At 73.4% G+C, this 20,843-nt stretch carries 19 protein-coding genes; all 19 read right to left on the bottom strand.

All coding sequences use genetic code 11. The features are described from left to right. The 19 genes from atpD to argS all read right to left on the bottom strand — a co-directional run bounded on the left by atpD (position 1) and on the right by argS (position 20,814). The gene (gene atpD, locus ACPYO4_RS03810) at positions 1-1,464 is read right to left on the bottom strand and encodes a F0F1 ATP synthase subunit beta (protein WP_425707884.1); all 1,464 of its coding nucleotides are present in this window, start codon (positions 1,462-1,464) and stop codon (positions 1-3) included. Between the two features lie 49 nt (positions 1,465-1,513). Beyond that, complete coding sequence (locus tag ACPYO4_RS03805) at positions 1,514-2,407, bottom strand: F0F1 ATP synthase subunit gamma (protein ID WP_425707883.1); 894 nt, start codon at positions 2,405-2,407, stop codon at positions 1,514-1,516. 3 nt (positions 2,408-2,410) lie between these two features. Further along, positions 2,411-4,042, bottom strand: a complete 1,632-nt coding sequence (atpA, locus tag ACPYO4_RS03800; protein WP_425707882.1) for a F0F1 ATP synthase subunit alpha — start codon at positions 4,040-4,042, stop codon at positions 2,411-2,413. A 66-nt stretch (positions 4,043-4,108) separates the two neighbouring features. Next, on the bottom strand, positions 4,109-4,921 hold the full coding sequence (locus ACPYO4_RS03795) for a F0F1 ATP synthase subunit delta (RefSeq protein ID WP_425707881.1): 813 nt from the start codon (positions 4,919-4,921) through the stop codon (positions 4,109-4,111). A 5-nt stretch (positions 4,922-4,926) separates the two neighbouring features. Next, a complete protein-coding gene (locus ACPYO4_RS03790) occupies positions 4,927-5,511 on the bottom strand; it encodes a F0F1 ATP synthase subunit B (protein WP_425707880.1) in 585 nt (194 codons plus the stop codon). Then, the gene (atpE, locus tag ACPYO4_RS03785) at positions 5,511-5,714 is read right to left on the bottom strand and encodes an ATP synthase F0 subunit C (RefSeq protein ID WP_425707879.1); all 204 of its coding nucleotides are present in this window, start codon (positions 5,712-5,714) and stop codon (positions 5,511-5,513) included. Before atpE ends, ACPYO4_RS03790 begins: the two co-directional genes overlap by 1 nt. Positions 5,715-5,791: 77 nt before the next feature. Continuing rightward, a complete protein-coding gene (gene atpB / locus ACPYO4_RS03780; protein WP_425707878.1) occupies positions 5,792-6,610 on the bottom strand; it encodes a F0F1 ATP synthase subunit A in 819 nt (272 codons plus the stop codon). Between the two features lie 206 nt (positions 6,611-6,816). Next, positions 6,817-7,407: a hypothetical protein gene (locus ACPYO4_RS03775; protein WP_425707877.1), complete on the bottom strand. Its 591-nt coding sequence runs from the start codon at positions 7,405-7,407 to the stop codon at positions 6,817-6,819. Next, entirely contained in the window at positions 7,404-8,516 is a 1,113-nt protein-coding gene (locus ACPYO4_RS03770; RefSeq protein ID WP_425707876.1) for an MraY family glycosyltransferase, read from the bottom strand. Before ACPYO4_RS03770 ends, ACPYO4_RS03775 begins: the two co-directional genes overlap by 4 nt. Next, positions 8,513-9,199 carry an L-threonylcarbamoyladenylate synthase gene (locus ACPYO4_RS03765; protein WP_425707875.1) on the bottom strand — a complete coding sequence of 229 codons (687 nt, stop codon included), beginning with the start codon at positions 9,197-9,199 and terminating at the stop codon, positions 8,513-8,515. The genes ACPYO4_RS03770 and ACPYO4_RS03765 overlap by 4 nt, the downstream gene beginning before the upstream one ends. After that, entirely contained in the window at positions 9,196-10,092 is an 897-nt protein-coding gene (gene prmC, locus ACPYO4_RS03760) for a peptide chain release factor N(5)-glutamine methyltransferase (protein ID WP_425707874.1), read from the bottom strand. Before prmC ends, ACPYO4_RS03765 begins: the two co-directional genes overlap by 4 nt. Continuing rightward, positions 10,089-11,198 (bottom strand): peptide chain release factor 1, encoded by a 1,110-nt coding sequence (gene prfA, locus ACPYO4_RS03755; RefSeq protein ID WP_425707873.1) that lies wholly within the window; start codon positions 11,196-11,198, stop codon positions 10,089-10,091. Before prfA ends, prmC begins: the two co-directional genes overlap by 4 nt. A gap of 127 nt (positions 11,199-11,325) precedes the next feature. Further along, positions 11,326-11,544 carry a 50S ribosomal protein L31 gene (gene rpmE, locus ACPYO4_RS03750; RefSeq protein WP_425707872.1) on the bottom strand — a complete coding sequence of 73 codons (219 nt, stop codon included), beginning with the start codon at positions 11,542-11,544 and terminating at the stop codon, positions 11,326-11,328. A 155-nt stretch (positions 11,545-11,699) separates the two neighbouring features. Further along, positions 11,700-13,934, bottom strand: a complete 2,235-nt coding sequence (gene rho, locus ACPYO4_RS03745) for a transcription termination factor Rho (protein WP_425707871.1) — start codon at positions 13,932-13,934, stop codon at positions 11,700-11,702. A 268-nt stretch (positions 13,935-14,202) separates the two neighbouring features. Beyond that, the gene (gene thrB, locus ACPYO4_RS03740) at positions 14,203-15,114 is read right to left on the bottom strand and encodes a homoserine kinase (RefSeq protein ID WP_425707870.1); all 912 of its coding nucleotides are present in this window, start codon (positions 15,112-15,114) and stop codon (positions 14,203-14,205) included. Next, positions 15,111-16,214, bottom strand: a complete 1,104-nt coding sequence (thrC, locus tag ACPYO4_RS03735; protein WP_425707869.1) for a threonine synthase — start codon at positions 16,212-16,214, stop codon at positions 15,111-15,113. Before thrC ends, thrB begins: the two co-directional genes overlap by 4 nt. A gap of 1 nt (position 16,215) precedes the next feature. Then, the gene (locus ACPYO4_RS03730; protein ID WP_425707868.1) at positions 16,216-17,613 is read right to left on the bottom strand and encodes a homoserine dehydrogenase; all 1,398 of its coding nucleotides are present in this window, start codon (positions 17,611-17,613) and stop codon (positions 16,216-16,218) included. Positions 17,614-17,740: 127 nt separating this feature from the next. Beyond that, positions 17,741-19,138 carry a diaminopimelate decarboxylase gene (lysA, locus tag ACPYO4_RS03725; RefSeq protein ID WP_425707867.1) on the bottom strand — a complete coding sequence of 466 codons (1,398 nt, stop codon included), beginning with the start codon at positions 19,136-19,138 and terminating at the stop codon, positions 17,741-17,743. Continuing rightward, on the bottom strand, positions 19,135-20,814 hold the full coding sequence (argS, locus tag ACPYO4_RS03720) for an arginine--tRNA ligase (protein WP_425707866.1): 1,680 nt from the start codon (positions 20,812-20,814) through the stop codon (positions 19,135-19,137). The genes lysA and argS overlap by 4 nt, the downstream gene beginning before the upstream one ends. Between the last annotated feature and the right edge of the window lie 29 nt (positions 20,815-20,843).

Raw genomic sequence — 20,843 nt, 5'->3', positions numbered from 1 at the left:
TCAGCGCTCGTCGGCCTGGATCTTGGACCATGCGCGCTCGAGGTCCTCGATACCGCCGATGTTGAAGAACGCCTGCTCCGGCACGTGGTCGTACTGGCCGTCCGCGATGCGCTTGAACGCCTCGACGGTCTCGGCGACCGGCACGGTCGAGCCCTCCACGCCCGTGAACTTGATGGCGGTGTAGGTGTTCTGCGACAGGTACTGCTCGATGCGGCGCGCACGCGCGACCGTCACCTTGTCCTCCTCGCCGAGCTCGTCGACGCCGAGGATCGCGATGATGTCCTGCAGCTCCTTGTTCTTCTGCAGGATCGACTTCACGCGCGTGGCGACCTCGTAGTGCTCCTGGCCCACGAACTCCGGCGCGAGGATGCGCGAGGTGGAGGTCAGCGGGTCCACGGCCGGGTACAGGCCGCGCGAGGCGATGTCGCGGGAGAGCTCCGTGGTGGAGTCCAGGTGCGCGAACGTGGTCGCCGGGGCGGGGTCCGTGTAGTCGTCCGCGGGGACGTAGATCGCCTGCAGCGAGGTGATCGAGTGGCCGCGGGTGGAGGTGATGCGCTCCTGGAGCTGGCCCATCTCGTCCGCGAGGGTGGGCTGGTAGCCCACGGCGGAGGGGACACGGCCGAGCAGCGTGGAGACCTCGGAGCCCGCCTGCGTGAAGCGGAAGATGTTGTCGATGAACAGCAGCACCTCCTGCTGCTGGACGTCGCGGAAGTACTCCGCCATCGTCAGCGCCGAGAGGGCGACGCGCAGGCGCGTACCCGGGGGCTCGTCCATCTGGCCGAACACGAGGGCGGTCTTGTCGAAGACCCCGGCGTCGTCCATCTCCTCGATGAGGTCGTTGCCCTCACGGGTACGCTCACCGACACCGGCGAACACCGACACACCGCCGTGGTCCTGCGCGACGCGCTGGATCATCTCCTGGATGAGGACCGTCTTGCCGACGCCGGCGCCACCGAACAGGCCGATCTTCCCGCCCTGGACGTACGGGGTGAGCAGGTCGATGACCTTGATGCCGGTCTCGAACATCGTCGTCGAGCCCTCGAGCTCGTCGAACCGCGGGGGCTGGCGGTGGATGGGCCAGCGCTCGGTCACCTCGAGGGTCTCGCCCTCCGCGAGGTTGAGCGGCTCGCCGGTGACGTCGAAGACGTGCCCCTTGGTCACGTCGCCGACGGGCACCGAGATCGGCGCACCGGTGTCGCGGACCTCGCCGCCGCGGACGAGGCCGTCGGTCGGCTTGAGCGCGATGGCGCGCACGAGGTGGTCGCCGAGGTGCTGGGCGGTCTCGAGCGTGATCTCGGCGGCCTCCTCCTGCCCGGGCAGGTGGAGCGTGGTCTTCAGCGCGTTGTAGACCTCGGGGATCTGGCCGGCCGGGAACTCGACGTCGACGACGGCACCGATCACTCGGGCGATGCGGCCGACGCCGGCGGTCTCGGCCTGCGGCGTCTCGGACTGGGTGGCGGTCATGAGTTTCGTCCTCGGTCTCGGGTGCTCGGAAGTGTGGGGGTCGGGTGGGTCAGCTCGCGCTCAGCGCGTCGACGCCCGAGACGATCTCGGAGATCTCCTGGGTGATCTCACCCTGCCGCGCCTGGTTCGCCAGCCGCGTGTAGTCGCGGATGATGTCCTCCGCGTTCTCGGTCGCCGTGTGCATCGCGCGCTGGCGCGAGGCCAGCTCGGAGGCCGCCGCCATGAGCAGCTGGGCGCGGATGCGGTTGGAGACGTACATCGGGAGGAGCTGGTCGAGCACGTCCTCGGGGCTCGGCTCGAACTCGTAGAGCGGCAGCGCCTTCGACGTCGGCTCGGCGACACCCTCGACCACCTCGAGCGGAAGGACGCGGCGACGCTGGACGACCTGCGTGACCATCGACTGGAACCGGGTGAACACGACGTGCAGCTCGCTCACCCCGCCCTCGCCCGGCTCGGCCCGGTAGGCGCCGAGCAGGGTCTGCGCGATCTCCTGGGAGACCGCGACCGAGGGGCTGTCGGACTCACCGGTCCAGGTCGCCACGACCTCGCGACCGCGGAACTTGAAGTAGCTCTCGCCCCGGCGGCCGAAGACGTACAGCCGGGGGGTCTTGCCCTCGGCCTCCAGCTCCTCGAGCAGGCGCTCGGCCTCCCGCAGCACGGTCGCCGAGTAGGCGCCCGCCATGCCGCGGTCGGAGGTAACGACGAGCACCGCGACGTCCGTGGTGTCGTCGCGACCCGAGATCAGCGGGTGGTCGAGATCCGCGTGCGACGCGACGGCCGACACCGCGCGGATGAGCGCGGCGGTGTAGGGGTCGGACCCGAGCGCGGCGTCCCGGGCCTTGCCGATCCGTGAGGCCGCGATGAGCTCCATCGCGCGGAAGACCTTCTTGAGCGTCTGGGTCGCCCGGATCTTCTGCTTGTAGACGCGCTGCTGTCCCGCCATGGATCAGGCCTTGGCCCTGACGATCTGCTCCTGCGCGACCTCGGCCTCGGACTCCTCCTCGCCCTCGACCTCCTCGAGCAGCTTGCCCTCCCCGGTGGTGAACCCGGAGCGGAAGTCCTCGACGCCGGCCTGCAGCGCCTGGAGGGTGTCGTCGTCGAGCTTGCCGGTGGAGACGATCGCGTCGAGCACGGAGGTGGTCGAGCGCAGGTGGTCGATCAGCTCGGTCTCGAAGCGGGACACGTCGCTCACCTCGACGTCGTCGAGGTAGCCGTTCGTTCCCGCCCAGATGGAGACGACCTGGTCCTCCACCGGGTACGGGCTGGACTGCTGCTGCTTGAGCAGCTCCATGAGGCGCTCGCCGCGGGTGAGCTGCTGGCGGGTCGTCGGGTCCAGGTCCGAGGCGAACATGGCGAACGAGGCCATGGCTCGGTACTGGGCGAGCGTGATCTTCAGCGTGCCCGCGACCTTCTTCATCGCCTTGATCTGCGCGTCACCACCGACCCGGGACACCGAGATGCCGACGTCGACGGCGGGACGCTGGTTCGAGTTGAACAGGTCCGACTGCAGAAAGATCTGGCCGTCGGTGATCGAGATGACGTTGGTCGGGATGTACGCCGAGACGTCGTTGCCCTTGGTCTCGATGATCGGCAGACCGGTCATCGACCCGGAGCCGAGCTCGTCGTTCAGCTTCGCGCAGCGCTCGAGCAGCCGGGAGTGCAGGTAGAAGACGTCGCCCGGGTAGGCCTCACGGCCCGGCGGGCGGCGCAGCAGCAGGGACACGGCGCGGTAGGCCTCGGCCTGCTTCGACAGGTCGTCGAACACGATGAGGACGTGCTTGCCGCCGTACATCCAGTGCTGGCCGATGGCCGAGCCCGTGTAGGGGGCGATGTACTTGAAGCCGGCCGGGTCCGACGCGGGCGAGGCGACGATCGTCGTGTACTCCAGCGCGCCGGCGTCCTCGAGCGTCTTGCGGACCGCCGCGATCGTCGAGCCCTTCTGGCCGATGGCGACGTAGACGCAGCGGACCTGCTTGGCCGGGTCGCCCGAGTCCCAGTTGGCCTTCTGGTTGAGGATCGCGTCCAGGGCGATCGCCGTCTTGCCGGTCTTGCGGTCGCCGATGATGAGCTGACGCTGGCCGCGACCGATCGGGATCATCGCGTCGATGGCCTTGAGGCCCGTCTGCAGCGGCTCGTGGACCGACTTGCGGGCCATGACGCCGGGGGCCTGGAGCTCGAGCGCGCGGCGCCCCTGGAGCTCGGTGATCTCGCCGAGGCCGTCGATCGGCTTGCCGAGCGGGTCGACCACGCGACCGAGGTAGCCGTCTCCGACCGGGACCGAGAGCACCTCGCCGGTGCGGTGCACCTCCTGGCCCTCCTCGATGGCGGTGTACTCGCCGAGGACGACGACACCGATGTGGCGCTCCTCGAGGTTCATCGCCAGGCCGAGCGTACCGTCCTCGAAGCGCAGCAGCTCGTTGGCCATCGCGCCGGGGAGGCCCTCGACGGTCGCGATACCGTCCGCGGCGGAGATCACGTGGCCGATCTCGTCCGTGCTCGCGGCCCCCGGCTCGTAGGAGCTCACGAAGCTGTCCAGGGCCGCCCGGATCTCGTCGGGGCGGATCGTCAGCTCTGCCATCTCAAGTGTCCTTGTCCTCGTCCGGTCCCTCGTGGGGCCCGATTGTGTTCCTGCGTGTGGGGTCGATCAGCCGGCGATGCGCCGGTGCGCCTCGTCCAGGCGCGTGCGGACGGTGCCGTCCAGGATCGTGTGACCGACCTCGACGCGCAGACCCCCGATGATCGCGGGGTCGATGTCGACGTGCAGCGCGATGTCGCTGCCGTGCTCGCGGGCGAGCGCGGCGACGAGCCGCTCGCGCTGCTCGCCCGTGAGTGGGACGGCCGCCGTGACGCGGGCGACCTTGCGGTCGCGCCGCTCGGCCGCGCGTTCGGCGGCGTGGGTCAGCGCGCTGAGCACCGAGCGCTCGTGGAGCGAGCCGACACCGCGGCGGGCGATGAGCAGCGCCGCCGGCGAGATGCGCTCGCCGAGCACCCGGGTCAGGAGCTCGCGGCGACCGGCCAGGTCCCGCGCCTCCTCGGCCAGCGCCACCTCGAGGTCGGGCGAGCCGGCGATGACGCCGCGCACGTCGAGCAGCTCCGCGCCGAGCGCGTCGAGCCCGTCGCCCCGCTCGGCCGCCGCGAGGACCGTGTCCTGCCCGAGGGTCTCGAGGGCCTCGACGATGTCCAGGTCCGCCGACCAGCGCTCGCGCGCCAGCCCGGCGACGAGATCGGTCACGCGGCCGTCCACGGAGTCGCCCAGGACGCGCACCGCGAGCGCGGCCCGGTCCTCGCCGGAGCGGGACGGGTCGGTCATCGCGCGCCGCACGGCCGTGCTCTCGGCGAGCAGGTCCGCGACCGCGAAGACCGTCCCCGCGAGGTCGAACGCGTCATCGGCCTCCCGGACGACCGGGTCCCAGCGACCCTGAGCCTGCCCGAGGGCGACGGAGCTGGAGGCGCGCATGACGATCAGCCCTCCTGGGTCGTGCTGGTGGTGCGGGTGGTGGCGCCGGCGGTGTTCTGCTGCTCGAGGTCGTCGAGGAACCGGTCGACCACGCGGGACTGGGCGGCGGAGTCCGCGAGGGACTCCCCCACGATCCGCGAGGCCAGCTCCACGGCGAGCGTGCCGACGTCGCTGCGCAGGCTCTGCGCGGCCTGACGGCGCTCCGCCTCGATCTGGCGCTCGGCCGCGGCCGTGGTGCGCTCGGCCTCGTCCTGCGCCTTGCGCTGGGCCTCGGCCTCGATCTCCTTGCCGCGGGCGTTGGCCCGCTCGCGGATGCCGGCCGCCTCGCGGCGCGCCTCGGCCAGCTCGCTGGCCGAGGACTCCTCGGCGTTGGCGAGCATCGCCTCGGCGTCCTCCGCCTTGCGCAGGCCCTCGGCGATCTTGTCGGACCGCTCGTCGAGGATGCCGGTGAGGCGCGGTACGCCCCAGCGGACGACCGCGAAGGCGATGACTGCGACGACCACCAGCGACCAGATGATGTCGTACCAGGCCGGGATGAGGAGGTCGAGACCGTCCCTCACCCCCGCGACGACGTTGCCGCTGGCAGGCATCAGAAGATGAGGCCCGCGATGAGGCCGAGCAGACCGAGAGCCTCGGCGAACGCGGCACCGATGAACATGTTGGTCATCAGGCGGCCCGCGACCTCGGGCTGGCGGGCGGTGGCCTCCTGGGTCTTGCCGACGAGGTAGCCGATGCCGATGCCGGGGCCGATCGTGCCGAGGCCGTAACCAACTGCGGAGAGCGAGCCGTCCATGTGGTGGTTCCTTACTTGTGTGGGTGTGGATCGGTCTGGTGTGGAGTGTGCCGGCCGTGGCCGGATGCGGGTCCGGCCTAGTGGTCGGACACGGAGAGCTGGATGTACACGGCGGAGAGCAGCGTGAAGATGTAGGCCTGCAGCGCGCTGATGAAGATCTCGAACAGCGTGAATCCCAGCCCGGCCACGAGAGTGACACCGCCGAGGCCGGCCATCACGCCGCTCGCCTGGAAGAAGAAGAAGTGCGTGGCCGAGAAGCACAGCACGAGCAGGATGTGCCCGGACATCATGTTGGCCAGCAGACGGATGGTGAGCGTCACCGGCCGCAGGAGGAAGGTCGAGATGAACTCGATGGGCGTGAGGATGATGTAGATCGGCTTCGGCACGCCCGCCGGGAAGAGCTGGCCGCCGAAGAACTTCCCCGCGCCGCGCTCCCTGATGCCGGCGTACATGAAGGCGATCCACGCGATGATCGCGAACGTCAGCGGAAGACCGACGACTGACGTTCCCGCGATGTTGAGGAACGGGATCACGCCCGTCATGTTGAAGAACAGGACGCCGACGAAGATCACGGTGAGCAGGGGCGTGTACTTGCGGCCCAGCCGTTCGCCGAGCGAGTCGAAGGCGATGTTGCGGCGCACGAACTCCTGGGCGAGCTCCATCAGTGACTGAGCCCGGCCGGGCACGAGCCGCAGCCTCCGGGTACCCAGCCAGATGACGAGGACCAGGGCGGCCACGGCGACGAATCGGACCAGCATGATCCGGTTGAGGGCGAACGGCGTGCCCTCGAAGAGGAACGGCTCGGGGAAGAACTCCTCGAGACCCGGCGCGTGCCAGCCCTCGCCCCCCTCGGCGGTGACGATGCGGACGTGCGCGGCAGTGGCGGCGTTCGTCAACGCATTCAGCACAGGTCGTCTCCCGGGGTCATGGTGGGCGGCGCGTGCGGCACACCTCGAGAGCTCCCTCGTAGCGCACCGACGGCAGTCAGACTAACCCATTCCGACTGGCCCTCCACCCCCGATCTCGGGGCCCACGACGCGACACCCGTCACGTTCTGGGCCGTCCGGCGTCGGGCCGACGGACGCCCCCGCGGACCTCGACGTCAGTCCTCGACGTCGGGCCTCGCCGGCGGTGAGGTGTAGGGGATCCGCGCCGTCATCACGGCGTGGGAGTCGATGAGGACCGAGCCGAGGACCGCGATCGCGGCGGAGCCGAAGAGCACCCCGCGGTGGAAGAAGTCGGCGTCGCGCACCGCGAGCAGGACGAGGATGACCAGCACGGTCTTGAGCAACCACGAGCCCATGACGGCGATGACCATGAGGTCGAGCGGGCGCTTCGCGGCCGCCCGGACGGCCACGACGGTGGTCACGGCGAAGATCGCGGCGAGGCCGGTGCCGATGACGCCGCCCCACATGCCACGCGTCCCGCCGACGAGAAGCCCGATCCCGATGGACAGGGCCGCGACGACGAGGAGGAAGAGCACGAGCCGTTTGAGGATGCCGGTGAAGAGCTCCGGCGGCAGAGCGGGGTCGTTGGGGTCCCTCGGCCGCGGGGCGGCCGCCTCCGAGCCGGTGCCTGCATCCGCGTCGGTGCCTGCGTCCGACGTCGGTGGGGCCTCGTCCGCGCCCGGGGTCCGTCGGGTCTGGTCCGCGCCGTCGTCGGCCGTCGGGTCGTTGGTGGTCGGGTCGGTCACGTGGAGCTCCTGGGGCTGGACTTGCGGTGGGCGGGCAGGAGACGCGCGGTGAGCACGAGCGCGACGAGCGCGGCACCGCCGGCGCCGATCGCGACCTGCGCGAGGGGGAAGAAGGCGAGGGAGACCGCGGTGCCGGACACGACCGCGGTCCACAGGTGGAGGATTGCGACCGCGGCGCGGTGGCTGTGCCCGAGCCGGAGCAGCCGGTGGTGGAGGTGCGAGGCGTCCGCGTCGAACGGGGAGCGTCCGTCGACCACGCGGCGCACCACCGAGGTGACGATCTCGATGAGCGGGACCGCGAGCACGGCGACGGGGATGAGGATCGGCACGAACGCCGGCAGGGCGCGGCTCGTGGATACGGCCGAGGGGTCGATCTGGCCCGTGACGACGATGGCCGCACCGGAGAGCACGAGGCCGAGGAACATCGCGCCGGAGTCGCCCATGAAGATGCGGGCGGGGTGCAGGTTGTGCGGGAGGAAGCCCAGGCACGCCCCGGCGAGCGCGGCGAGGATCGCCGAGGCGACGTTCGCGTAGTTGCCCGGCGAGGCGTCCCGCGCCAGCAGGTAGGTGAACAGGAAGAACGACGAGGCGCCGATGAGGATCATGCCTGCGGCCAGCCCGTCGAGACCGTCGACGAAGTTCACGGCGTTGACCACGACGACGACGATGAGCACCGTCGCCAGCAGCGAGAAGCCCGAGGAGCCGATGGTCAGGCCGAAGATCGGGAACGTGATGAGCTGGACGCCCTGCCAGGCCATGAGGCCCGCCGCGAGGAACTGGCCGGCGAGCTTCGTCAGCCAGTCGAGGTCCCACACGTCGTCGGCCACGCCGATCAGGCAGATGACGCACGCGCCGAGGAGGATGCCCCACGCCTGCGAGGACTGGGCGAACACGTCCTCGAGGTACGGGATGCGCGAGGCGAGCAGCATCGCTCCGCCGAACCCGAGAAGCATCGCGAGGCCGCCGAGCCGCGGGGTGGGCACCGCGTGGACGTCGCGGTCCCGCACGGCGGTCAGCGCACCCACGCGGACGGCGACGCGCCGCAGGACCGGGGTGAGCAGGTAGGTGACGACGGCGGCGAGCGCCGTGACGAGCAGGTAGGTCCTCATGCCGGGGCGGGCGAGCCCGCCTCACCGCCCGGACCGGCGTCCCCGGTCTCGGCGAGCTCGGGCACGACCTCGGCGAGCGTGGCGAGGGACAGCGCGCCGAGCCGCAGGACCCGCACGGTCTCCCCGGTGAGGTCGAGGATGGTCGACGGCTCGCCGGCGCCGACCGCGCCCGCGTCCAGGTAGACGGCGACCGACCCGCCCAGCTGCTCGCGTGCGTCGGCGCATGTGCCGGGCGGCGGGTGGCCGGTGCGGTTCGCCGAGGAGACCGCGGTCGGCCCTGCGCGGCGCAGGAGCTCTCGCGCCAGCTCGTCGTCGGGCATCCGCACGGCCACGGTGCCCCGGGTGTCGCCCAGGTCCCAGCTCAGCGCGGGCTGGGACCGGCACACGAGCGTGAGGGCTCCGGGCCAGAAGCGTTCGGCCAGCGCGTGGGCGGAGTGAGGCAGGTGCGTGGTCAGGGCGGGCAGGACGGCGAGGTCGCCGACGAGAACGGGGGGCGGCTTGTCGCGGCCGCGTCCCTTGGCGGCCTGGAGCACCTCGACGGCGGCCGGGTCGAAGGCGTTGGCGGCGACCCCGTAGACGGTGTCCGTCGGCAGCACGACGAGCTCACCGCGGCCGAGCGCCGACACGGCGGCGTCGAGGCCGACCGCGCGCTCGCGCGCGGAGGACGTGTCGAAGACGGTCACGGGGCCGAGTGTTCCACGCCTGCCCCCGGGTGCCCGGGCGCGCTCGCCGTGAGGAACCGCTCGCGACCGGTGAGGTCCCGGTGGGTGCGCGCCTCGGCCAGGCCGAGCGCGCGGGCGTGGTCGCGCAGCGCGGCCCCCTGCTCCTCGGAGTGCTCCACGATCGCGACGCCGCCGGGCGCGAGCAGGTCCCGGGCGCGCGCGAGCACGGCGCGCGGCACGTCGAGTCCGTCGGAACCCCCGCCGTACAGGGCCCGCGAGGGGTCGTGGACGCGCACCTCCGGGTCGCGCGGAACCGCGTCGTCGGGCACGTAGGGCGGGTTGGACACGACGACGTCGCACGTCCCCTCCAGCTCCGGCAGGGCGCTGCGCGCGTCCCCCCGCGCGAGCCGCACCCGCGGGGCGTGCCGCTCGACGTTGCGCCGGGCGATCGCCAGTGCGTCGGCCGAGAGCTCGACGGCGTGGACCTCGGCGGTGGCGACCTCGGTGGCCACGGCCAGGGCGATCGCCCCGGAGCCGGTGCACAGGTCGACGACGACGGGCCGACGACCGTCGCGGGCGGCTGCACGCGCGGCGTCGACCGCGGCGCCGGCGACGAGCTCGGTCTCGGGCCGCACGACGAACGCGCCGGGCCCGGCGTGCAGCTCGAGCCGGCGGAAGTGCATCCGGCCGGTGATGTGCTGCAGCGGCTCGCGGGCGGCGCGGCGCTCGACCGCGTGGGCGTAGTCGCCGACCTGGTCGGGCGTGGGGGCGGGCGCCATGAGCAGCGGGGAGAGGCCGGCGACGTGCTCGGCGAGCAGGCGGGCGTCGACCTCCGGGCTCGGCACCCCGGCCTCCGCGAGCAGCCGGGCGGCGCCCGAGACGGCCGCGCGCCAGGTGGGCGCCGCGGGGTTCACGACCCGGAGGCGTCGGCCAGGCGGGCCGCCTCGTCGGCCTCGACGGCGGAGGCGACGACGGGGCCGAGGTCGCCGTCGAGCACCTGGTCGAGGTTGTACGCCTTGAACCCGGTGCGGTGGTCGGCGATGCGGTTCTCGGGGAAGTTGTAGGTGCGAATCCGCTCGGAGCGGTCCACGGTGCGCACCTGGGAGCGGCGGGCGTCGGCCGCCTCGGCCTCGAGCCGCGCGTTGCGCTCGGCGAGGAGGCGCGCGCGCAGCACCCGCATCGCGGCCTCGCGGTTCTGCAGCTGGGACTTCTCGTCCTGCATGGACACGACGATGCCGGTGGGCTCGTGGGTGATCCGCACGGCCGAGTCGGTGGTGTTGACGGACTGGCCGCCGGGGCCGGAGGACCGGTAGACGTCGATCCGCAGGTCGTTCGGGTCGATCTCGATCTCGCCCGGGTCGTCGACCTCGGGCAGCGCGAGGACGCCGGCGGCGGAGGTGTGGATGCGTCCCGCGGACTCGGTGACGGGGACGCGCTGCACGCGGTGCACGCCGCCCTCGTACTTCAGGCTCGCCCACGCGCCGTCCTCCGGCGCGACGTCGCCGCGCGTGCGCACGGACAGGGCCGCGTCCTTGACGCCGCCGAGCCCGGTCTCGGTGAGGCTGAGGACCTGGGTGGTCCAGCCGCGCCGCTCCGCGTAGCGGGTGTACATCCGCAGCAGGTCGCCGGCGAAGAGGGCGGACTCGTCCCCGCCCTCGCCGGCCTTGATCTCGAGGATGACGTCGCGGGAGTCGTCGGGGTCCCGCGGCAGCAGGACGTCACGCAGGTGCTCGAGGGCGTCGGCGTGCACCGCCTCGAGGTCGGCGAGCTCGGCGCGGAGCTGGTCGGCCTCCTCGCCCGTCGAGAGCTCGATGAGCTCCACGGCGGCGGCGAGGTCCTCGCGGGCGGCCTGCTCCGCGGCGGCCGCGGCACTCACGCGGGACAGCTCGGCGTAGCGACGGGCCAGGGCACGGGCGCGGCCGGCGTCGGAGTGGACGTCGGGGTCCGCCAGGGCGACCTCGAGCTCAGCGTGCTCCGCGAGCAGCGGCGACAGCGCCTCGGTGAGCTCGGGGCTGCTCATGGGGTCCTTCCGGCGAGGAACGCGGTGCGGCGGATGCCCGCGCGGCGGGCGCGCGGGTGCGGGGACGAACGAGCGCCGGTGGCGACGCCGCCGGTGGGGCGGCGCCGCCACCGGCGCGTCGTGGAAGCTAGCTGGCGGACTTCTTCTTGCCGTAGCGGGCCTCGAAGCGGGCCACGCGACCACCGGTGTCGAGGATCTTCTGCTTGCCCGTGTAGAACGGGTGGCACGCGCTGCACACCTCGACGTTGATCGAGCCGGACGTGGCGGTCGACCGCGTCTCGAAGGTGTTCCCGCACGTGCACGTCACCGTGGTGGCGACGTAGTCGGGGTGGATGCCCTGCTTCATGTGGATCTCCAAGGGGTTTCACGGCGGACCGGGTCGCCGCGCTGGTGCGTGGCGTGAACCGGAGGCCGACGGGACATTCTGCCAGGCCGTGGCTGCCCGTGTCAGGGGCGGGCCACGTGACGTGCGTCGCCGGGGCGACGCACGCCGGGTCGTCGCTACTGGATGGCGTAGTCCGGGTCGGAGTTCGACGGCGTGGTGGGCGTGTTCTTCTGCACCGTCATGAGGAACTCCGCGTTGGACGTGGTCTCGCGCAGCTTGCCGAGCAGCAGGTCCGAGGACTGCTGCAGGTCGAGCGCACCCATGACGCGGCGGAGCTTCCACATGATCTTCAGCTCCTCGGGCGCCATGAGCAGCTCCTCGCGGCGCGTGCCGGAGGCGTTGACGTCGACGGCGGGGAAGATCCGCTTGTCGGCCAGCTGGCGCGACAGGCGCAGCTCCATGTTGCCGGTGCCCTTGAACTCCTCGAAGATCACCTCGTCCATCTTCGAGCCGGTCTCGACCAGCGCCGAGGCGAGGATGGTCAGCGAGCCGCCGTGCTCGATGTTGCGGGCCGCGCCGAAGAACTTCTTCGGCGGGTAGAGGGCCGCGGCGTCCACGCCACCGGACAGGATGCGCCCCGAGGCGGGGGCGGCGAGGTTGTAGGCGCGCGAGAGCCGGGTCAGCGAGTCGAGCAGCACGACCACGTCCTGGCCGAGCTCGACCAGTCGCTTGGCGCGCTCGATGGCGAGCTCGGCGACGACGGTGTGGTCGGAGGCGGGCCGGTCGAAGGTCGAGGCGATGACCTCACCCTTGACCAGGCGCTGCATGTCGGTGACCTCCTCCGGGCGCTCGTCGACGAGGACGACCATGAGGTGCACGTCGGGGTTGTTCACCGCGATCGCGTTGGCGATCTGCTGCATGATGATCGTCTTGCCGGCCTTGGGCGGCGAGACGATGAGCCCGCGCTGGCCCTTGCCGATCGGCGAGACGAGGTCGATGACGCGCGGCGTGATCGCCTTCGGCGTCGTCTCCAGGCGGAGCTGGTCCTGGGGGTAGAGCGGGGTGAGCTTGCCGAACTCGGGGCGCTGCCGGGCCCGCTCGACGGTCATGCCGTTGACGGTGTCGAGGCGGACGAGCGGGTTGAACTTCTGCTTCTGGTTCCGGCCGCCGCGGCCGCCACCCCCGTGCCCGCCGGAGCCCTGGCCGCCGTTGTCGTCGCCGGTCTGGCGCACGGCACCGGTGACCGCGTCGCCGCGGCGCAGGCCGAACTTCCGCACCTGGTTGAGGGTGACGTAGACGTCGCTCGAGCCCGGCAGGTACCCGGAGGTCCGCACGAACGCGTACTGGTCGAGGATGTCGACGATGCCGGCGACGGGCAGCAGCACGTCGTCCGCGGAGACCTCGGTCTCCTCCACGACGATGTCCTGGTCCTGGTTGCCGCGACCACGACGGCGCCGGTCGCGGTTCCGGTCGCGGTTGCGCCGGCGACGCCCGCCGGGGCCGCCGTCGTCGTCCCAGTCGTTGCCGCGCTGGTTGTTCTGCCCGGAGCCCTCGCGGCGACGGGACGCCGCCTCGCCGAGGTCGTCGAGCGTGAAGTCGGGCCCGCCGGAGTCGTTGCCGCGTCGCTGCTGGCCGCGATCGCCCTGCTGGGAACGTCCCTGGTCGGAGCCGTTCTGCTGGGAGCCGTTCTGCCGGGAACCAGCCTGCCGGGAGCCACCCTGCTGCGAGCCGTTCTGGTCGGAGCCGCCCTGCTGGTCACGCCGCGGGTCGGAACCGTCCTGCTGGGCGCGCCCCTGGTCGCGCGCGCCCTGACGACCGCCGCCGGACCGGGCGTCATCGCCCCGCCGGCCGCGGGAGTCCGCGGAGTCGCCGGGAGCCTGGAGCACCGGCCCGCCCTGGCCGGTGCCCTCGCCGGCGGCGGGGCGGTCCGGGAGCTCGATACCGAGGTCGGGCAGGGCGTCGGCCCCGGCGCCGGACCCGGTCGGGGCCGAGACGGCCCGGCGCGAGCGGCGCTGGCGGGGCTCGGGGGACGTCCCGCCCTGCTCGGCGCCGGCACCCTGCGAACCCTGGTCCTGAGAGCCCTCGTCCTGCGAGCCCTGATCCTGCCGGTCCTGGGCGCGCGCGCCGCGGGACGAGGACCGGTCGGTCGACGGCTCGTCGCCCGAGGCGGAGCCCGCCGTGGTCGCCGCGGCCGGAGCCTCGCCGGCCGCCGTGGTCGCCGCGGCCGGAGCCTCGCCGGCCGGCGCGGAGCCCGACGCGGCGGACCGGCCGGCGCGGATCGCCTCGACGAGGTCGCTCTTCCGCATGCGGGCGGTGCCCTTGAGTCCCATCTGGGAGGCGATCGCCTGCAGCTCGGTGAGCTTGAGTGTGGTGAGCGCGCCCTGTCGGGCGGCGTCGATGGTGTCTGTCACGAGGTGCCTTTCCTCGGTCGGCGCCCGGCTTTGACCGGGTTCGCTGCACACCCGGCTCGGTGCCGGGGAGATAGGTCTGCGCTCCCGTTGCACGACACGCTCGGATGCGGTCGGAATCATGGAGGCTGCCCGGCTGCGTGGGACGAGGGAGTCGCGCGAGGCGGACGGCCTGTCCGGCACGTGCCGGTGGCTCGATGATAACAGGCCTCGAGAGCGATCGGGGCACCCGACCGCCGGCGGGGCGGGGAGAGGTCCCCCACCCCGGTCGTCAGCCGGCGAGGGGACGGACGCGGGCGCCGACGAGGTCCACCGAGGGCATGAGGACGCGCCAGCCGCTCGGGACGGCTGCCCGGTCGACCGGGGCAAGGACGAGCACGGTCGGTCCCGCCCCGGAGACGACCGCGGGCAGGCCTCGGGCCCGCAGGTCGTCGACGAGCGCGAGGGTCGCGGGCATCGCTGCACGGCGGTGCTCCTGGTGGAGCGTGTCCGCGGTGGCGGCCAGGAGCCGCTCGGGCGCGCCGGCCAGGGCGTGGACGAGCAGCGCGGCGCGGCCGGCGGCCCGCGCGGCGTCCCGGTGCGGCACGGCCGCCGGCAGCGCGGCGCGCGCGGTGGAGGTGGACAGCTGCTCGTCGGGGACGAGCACGGTGGGGTCGATCGTCGGGTCGAGGGCGAGCCGGACCGCGGTGGGTCCCTCGTCGTCGTCGATCCACGCCACGGTGGCGCCGCCGAGGAGCGCGGGTGCCGCGTTGTCCGGGTGCCCCTCGATCTCGGTGGCGAGCGCGAGGATCGCGCCGTCGTCGAGCGGCCCGCCGTCGTCCGCGGCCTCCTCGGCGAGGAGTCCGCGGGCCGCGAGGAGGCCGGCGATCACGGCGGCCGCGGACGAGCCCATGCCACGGCCGTGCGGGACCCGGTTGGTGCAGCGCAGCTCGAGCCCGACCTGCTCGGCGCCCGCGGCCTCGAGCCCGAGCCGGACCGCGCGCACGACGAGGTGGTCCTCGCCGCTGGGCAGGGAGCCGGCGCCCTCCCCTCTCACGTCGACCCGGGTGGCTCCGGTGGTGGTGCGCACCTCGAGGTCGTCGTGGATGCCGAGCGCCAGCCCGAGCGCGTCGAAGCCCGGGCCGAGGTTGGCGGACGTCGCGGGGACCCGGACGCCGACCGCGCCGGCGCCGACCCGGGTCACGAGCGGAGGCCGAGCGCCTCGGCCGCGGCCTCGAGCGTGCCGGGGACCTCGGTGAGGGCCATCCCGGTGTGCCCGAGCGCCGTCTCGGTGTCCTTGAGTCCGTTGCCGGTGACGGTGCAGACGACGCGGGCGCCGGCAGGCACCTCGCCGCGGCGCGCGGCGGCCAGGAGGCCGGCGACGGACGCGGCCGAGGCGGGCTCGCAGAACACGCCGACCTCGGCGGCGAGCAGCGCCTGGGCCTCGAGGATCTCCGGGTCGGTGACGGAGTCGATCCGCCCCGACGAGTCGTCGCGGGCGGCGACGGCGAGGTCCCACGACGCCGGGTTGCCGATGCGGATCGCGGTGGCGACGGTCTCGGGGTGCTCGACGACCGCGCCCTTGACGAAGGGCGCCGAGCCGTCGGCCTGCACGCCCCACATCTGCGGGACCCGGGTCGCGACCGGCGCGCGCCCCTCCGTGGTGCCGTCCATCGACGCCGCCGTCGTGCGGCCGGCGTACTCGTTGTAGCCCATCCAGTAGGCCGAGATGTTGCCCGCGTTGCCGACCGGCAGGACGTGGATGTCCGGGGCGTCCCCGAGGGCGTCGACGACCTCGAACGCCGCGGTCTTCTGCCCCTGCAGGCGGTAGGGGTTGACCGAGTTGACCAGCGCGACCGGGTAGGCGTCTGCCATCTGCCGCACGATGCGCAGGCAATCGTCGAACGAGCCGTCGATCGCGAGGAGCGTGGCGCCGTGGACGGCGGCCTGGGCGAGCTTGCCGGCGGCGATCTTCCCGGCGGGCAGCACGACGGCGCACGTCAGCCCGGCTCGCACCGCGTAGGCGGCCGCGGAGGCGGAGGTGTTGCCCGTCGAGGCGCAGACGACGACCTCGGCGTCCGTGGCGAGCACCTTGGTCATCGCCATCGTCATGCCGCGGTCCTTGAAGGAGCCGGTCGGGTTCGCACCCTCGACCTTGACCCACACCTCGGCGCCGGTGCGCTCGGACAGCGCGGGGGCCTCGACGAGCGGCGTACCGCCCTCGCCGAGGCTGACGGGACGGTCGTCCTCGACCGGGAGACGGTCGGCGTACTCGGTGATGATGCCGCGCCACGGCTGGGCCACGTCAGACTCCTTCGACTCGGCGCACGGGCAGGACGGCGCGGACCCCGTCCGCACCGGCGAGCTCGGCGAGGCACGCGGCGAGGGTGCCCTCGTCGGTGCGGTGGGTGGTGATCGTCAGCGTCGCGCTCTCCCGGCTCGCGGCGGGGTCCCGGTCGCGGTCCGACCCGCCGTCGTACGCGTCGTCGAACACGTCGTAGAGCTCGTCGCCGTAGGCGGTCGGGTCGGTGTGCGCGGCCTGGCGGACCGCCTCGATCGAGATCCCGTGGCGGGCGAGGACGGCGGCGACGAGCGCGAGCATGCCCGGTCGGTCGTCGATCTCGAGGTCGAACCGCGCGGTGATCCGCTGGGAGCTCGCAGGCAGGGGTGCGAGCCGGGCGTAGGCGGACTCCCGGGGAGCCTGCCCGCCGCGGACCCTGTGGCCTGCCGCCGCCACGAGGTCGGACAGGACCGCGGAGGCGGTCGGTGCGCCGCCTGCGCCCTGCCCGTAGAACATGAGCCGGCCCGCGGCCTCGGACTCGACGACGACGGCGTTGAACGCCCCGCGCACGGTGGCGAGCGGGTGGTCCGCAGGGATGAGCGTCGGCCCGACCCGCACGGAGATGCCGTCGGGCGAGGTCGTGCGCCGGGCGACGGCCAGCAGCTTGAGCGCGTACCCGGTCTCCTGGGCGGCCGCCATCTCCTCGACGGTGACGCCGCGGATGCCTTCGACCGGGACGTTCTCCAGGGGGACGCGGGTGTGGAACGCGAGGGACGCCAGCAGAGCAGCCTTGGCGGCCGAGTCGTGGCCGTCGACGTCCGCGCTCGGGTCCGCCTCGGCGAAGCCGAGCGCCTGGGCCTGGGCGACGGCGTCGTCGAACGTGCTGCCGTTCGTGGCCATCTCGTCGAGCACGTAGTTCGTCGTCCCGTTGACGATGCCGAGCACCTCGGTGACCGTGTCCCCCGCGAGCGACTCGCGCAGGGCGTAGACGATGGGGATGGCTCCCGCGACGGCGGCCTCGTAGTAGAGGTCGACGTCGGCGGCCGCGGCGGCGTCGTGCAGCTCGGGGCCGTGGGCGGCGACGAGCGCCTTGTTGCCGGTGACGACCGTGGCGCCCGCGGCCATCGCGGCGTGCACGAGCGCCCGGGGCGGGTCGATCCCGCCGATGAGCTCGACGACGACGTCCGCGTCCGCGATCAGGCCCTCGGCGTCCGTGGTGAGCAGGTCCCGCGGGATCCACGGCTCGCGCTCACGCTCGACGTCGGTGACCGCGATGCCGACGAGCCGCAGGGGCGCACCGGCCCGGGCGGCGAGGTCGTCCGCCCGCTCGTTCATGAGTCGGACGACCTGGGCACCGACCGTCCCGGCGCCCAGCAGGGCGACGCGGACCTCGGAGGGCGGGGTGGTCACGGGTGCTCTCACATCCTCGACGGTAGGGGCTGCGCCGCCGGGAGCCCGGGGGTGCGACGTCAGCATATGTGTGCGGGGCGCCGCCGCACCGGGCCGTCCGGGAGGGCACCGCCCGGCACGGACCCGGCGCGACGGGCGGTCAGTCCTCGTCGAGGGCGAGCAGGTCCTCGATCGTCTCGCGCCGGACCATCACCCGGGCCCGGCCGTCCTCGACGCCGATCACCGGCGGTCGCGGGACGAGGTTGTACTGGCTGGACATCGAGCGTCCGTACGCGCCGGTCACGGGCACCGCGAGCAGGTCCCCGCGGGCGGTGCCGGCGGGGAGGGCGACGTCGCGGACGACGATGTCCCCGGACTCGCAGTGCTTGCCCACCACGCGGGTCGCCACGGACCCGCCGTCACCGGGGCGCGACGCGAGGGCGGCCGTGTAGTCGGCGCCGTACAGGGCCGTGCGGATGTGGTCGGACATACCGCCGTCGACCGAGACGTAGCGCCGGGAGGCGCCGTCGTCGAGCGCGACGTCCTTGATCGTGCCCACCCGGTAGAGCGTGAGGCCGGCCGGCCCGACGACGGAGCGTCCCGGCTCGACCGACACGCGCGGCACGGGCGAGCCGATGCGGGCGCACTCGGTGGCGACGACCGCGGCGAGGGTGGCGGCGACGTCGTCGGGTGTGGGGCCGGCGGCGTCCGCGCCGGTGTACCGGATGCCGTAGCCGCCGCCGAGGTCGACCTCCGGCAGGACTCGGCCGGTCGCGGCCCGCACGTCCTCGCGCAGCGCGAGGACCGCGCGCGCCGCGGCCTCGAAGCCCGCGAGGTCGAGGATCTGGCTGCCGATGTGGCTGTGCAGGCCGACGAGCTCCAGGGCGGGCTCGGCGAGGATCTTCCCGACGGCCTCCCGGGCTGCGCCCGACGCGAGCGACAGCCCGAACTTCTGGTCCTCGTGGGCGGTGGCGATGAACTCGTGGCCGCCGGCATGGACGCCGGTCGTCACGCGCACCATGACGGGGGCCGAGGTGCCGCGCTCGGCGGCGATCATCGTCACCCGGTCGATCTCGGCGAGGGAGTCCACGACGATCCGGCCCACGCCGGCGTCGATCGCTGCGGCGATCTCCGCGTCGGACTTGTTGTTCCCGTGCAGCCCGATCGACGGCCCCGGGACGCCGGCGCGCAGCGCGGTGGCGAGCTCGCCCCCCGTGGAGGTGTCGACCCGCAGGCCGGCAGCGTGGACGATCCGAGCGACGCCGACGGTGAGCAGCGCCTTGCCCGCGTAGTAGACGTCGGCGCCCGCCAGGCCCCGCCCGGGGGCGAAGTGCCGCGCGAACGCGTCCGCCCACGCCTGGGCCCTGCCGCGCAGGTCGGCGAGGTCGAGGACGTAGGCGGGCGTGCCGTGCTCGCGGGCGAGGTCGGTCAGGGCGACGCCGCCGACCTCGAGCCCGCCGGCCTCGTCCCGCCGGGTGGTCGTCGACCACGGCCCGGCGGCACTGCCGTCGGGCTCCGGGGCGGCGAGCGTGGCGAGCTCGGTGCCGTGGTCGCTCACATGCGCTCCGGGGCGGAGACACCGAGCAGACCGAGGCCGGTCGCGACGACCTGGGCGGTGGCGTCGTTGAGCCACAGCCGGGTGTGGTGGGCGTCCTCGACCTCGGCCTCGCCGCGCGGGGTGACCCGCACGCGGCCGTACCAGTGGTGGTAGGCCGTGGCGAGGTCCTCGAGGTAGCGGGCCACCCGGTGCGGCTCGCGCAGCTCGCCGGCCATGGTGACGATCTGCGGGAACGAGCCGAGCACGCCGAGCAGGGCGGCGTCCGCCGGGTCGTCGAGGAGCTCGGGGACGAAGGCGAGGTCGCGGCGCACGCCGTGCTCGGCCGCGTTGCGGGCGACCGCGCAGGTACGGGCGTGGGCGTACTGCACGTAGTAGACGGGGTTGTCGTTCGACCGGGCCACGAGCAGGTCGAGGTCGAGGTCGATCGAGGTGTCCGTGGACGAGCGGGCCAGCGAGTAGCGCGCGGCGTCGACGCCCACGGCGTCGACGAGGTCCTCGAGGGTGACGACCGTGCCGGCCCGCTTCGACATCCTCAGCGGCCGGCCGTCCTTGAGCAGGTTGACCATCTGGCCGATGAGGAGCTGGAGGTTGACCCCCGGCTCGTCCCCGAACGCGGCGCACACCGCCATCATGCGGCCGACGTACCCGTGGTGGTCGGCGCCGAGCATGATGACCACCTCGTCGAAGCCGCGCTCGCGCTTGTCGAGGTAGTAGGCGATGTCGCCGGCGATGTAGGCCGTCTCGCCGTCGGACTTGACGACGACCCGGTCCTTGTCGTCCCCGAACGACGTGGTGCGCAGCCAGGTGGCGCCGTCGGCCTCGAACACGTGCCCGGCCTCGCGCAGGCGCGTGAGCGCCCGCTCCACGGCGCCGGAGTCGTGGAGGCTGTCCTCGTGGAAGTAGACGTCGAAGTCGACGCCGAAGTCGTGCAGCGCCGCCTTGATCTCGGCGAACATCCGCTCCACGCCGCGGGAGCGGAACGCCTCCTGCGCCTCGGCGTCCGGGAGCGTGGCGGGCTCGGGCCCGCCGGCGGCGAGGGCGTCGGCGGTGACGGCGTCGGCGATGTCGGCGATGTACTGCCCGCCGTACCCGTCCTCGGGTGCCTCCTGGCCGCGGGCGCGCGCGAGCAGGGAGCGGGCGAACCGGTCGATCTGGGCGCCGTGGTCGTTGAAGTAGTACTCGCGCGTGACGTCGGCGCCGGTCGCCGTGAGGATGCGGGCGAGCGAGTCGCCCACGGCGGCCCACCGCACGCCGCCGATGTGGATCGGCCCGGTGGGGTTGGCGGAGACGAACTCGAGGTTGATGCGCCGACCGGCGTGGCGCGTCGAGCGGCCGTAGCCCTCGCCCGCCTCGACGATCGTGCGGGCGAGCTCGCCCGCCGCGCCGGCCTCGAGCCGGATGTTGAGGAACCCCGGGCCCGCCACCTCCGCCGCCGCCACGCCGTCCTGCGCGGCCAGGCGGTCGGCGAGGTGCGTGGCCAGGTCGCGCGGCGCGGTCCCCGCCCGCTTCGCGAGCTGCATGGCGACGTTGGTGGCCCAGTCGCCGTGCTCGCGCTGCCGGGGTCGCTCGACCTTGACGGTGGACGGGACGGCGTCGGCGGGCAGCGCGATCGTTCCGTCGGCGGCGAGCGCCGCCAGCTGGGCGGCGATGAGGTCGGCGAGAGCTTCGGGGGTCACGGTCCCAGGTTAGTTCTGCGCGGGGGGCG

Origin of the sequence: Georgenia sp. Z1491, assembly GCF_049856175.1 — a bacterium.
Taxonomy (GTDB): Bacteria; Actinomycetota; Actinomycetes; order Actinomycetales; family Actinomycetaceae; genus JB111.
This window is presented reverse-complemented; position numbering and strand designations above follow the sequence as displayed.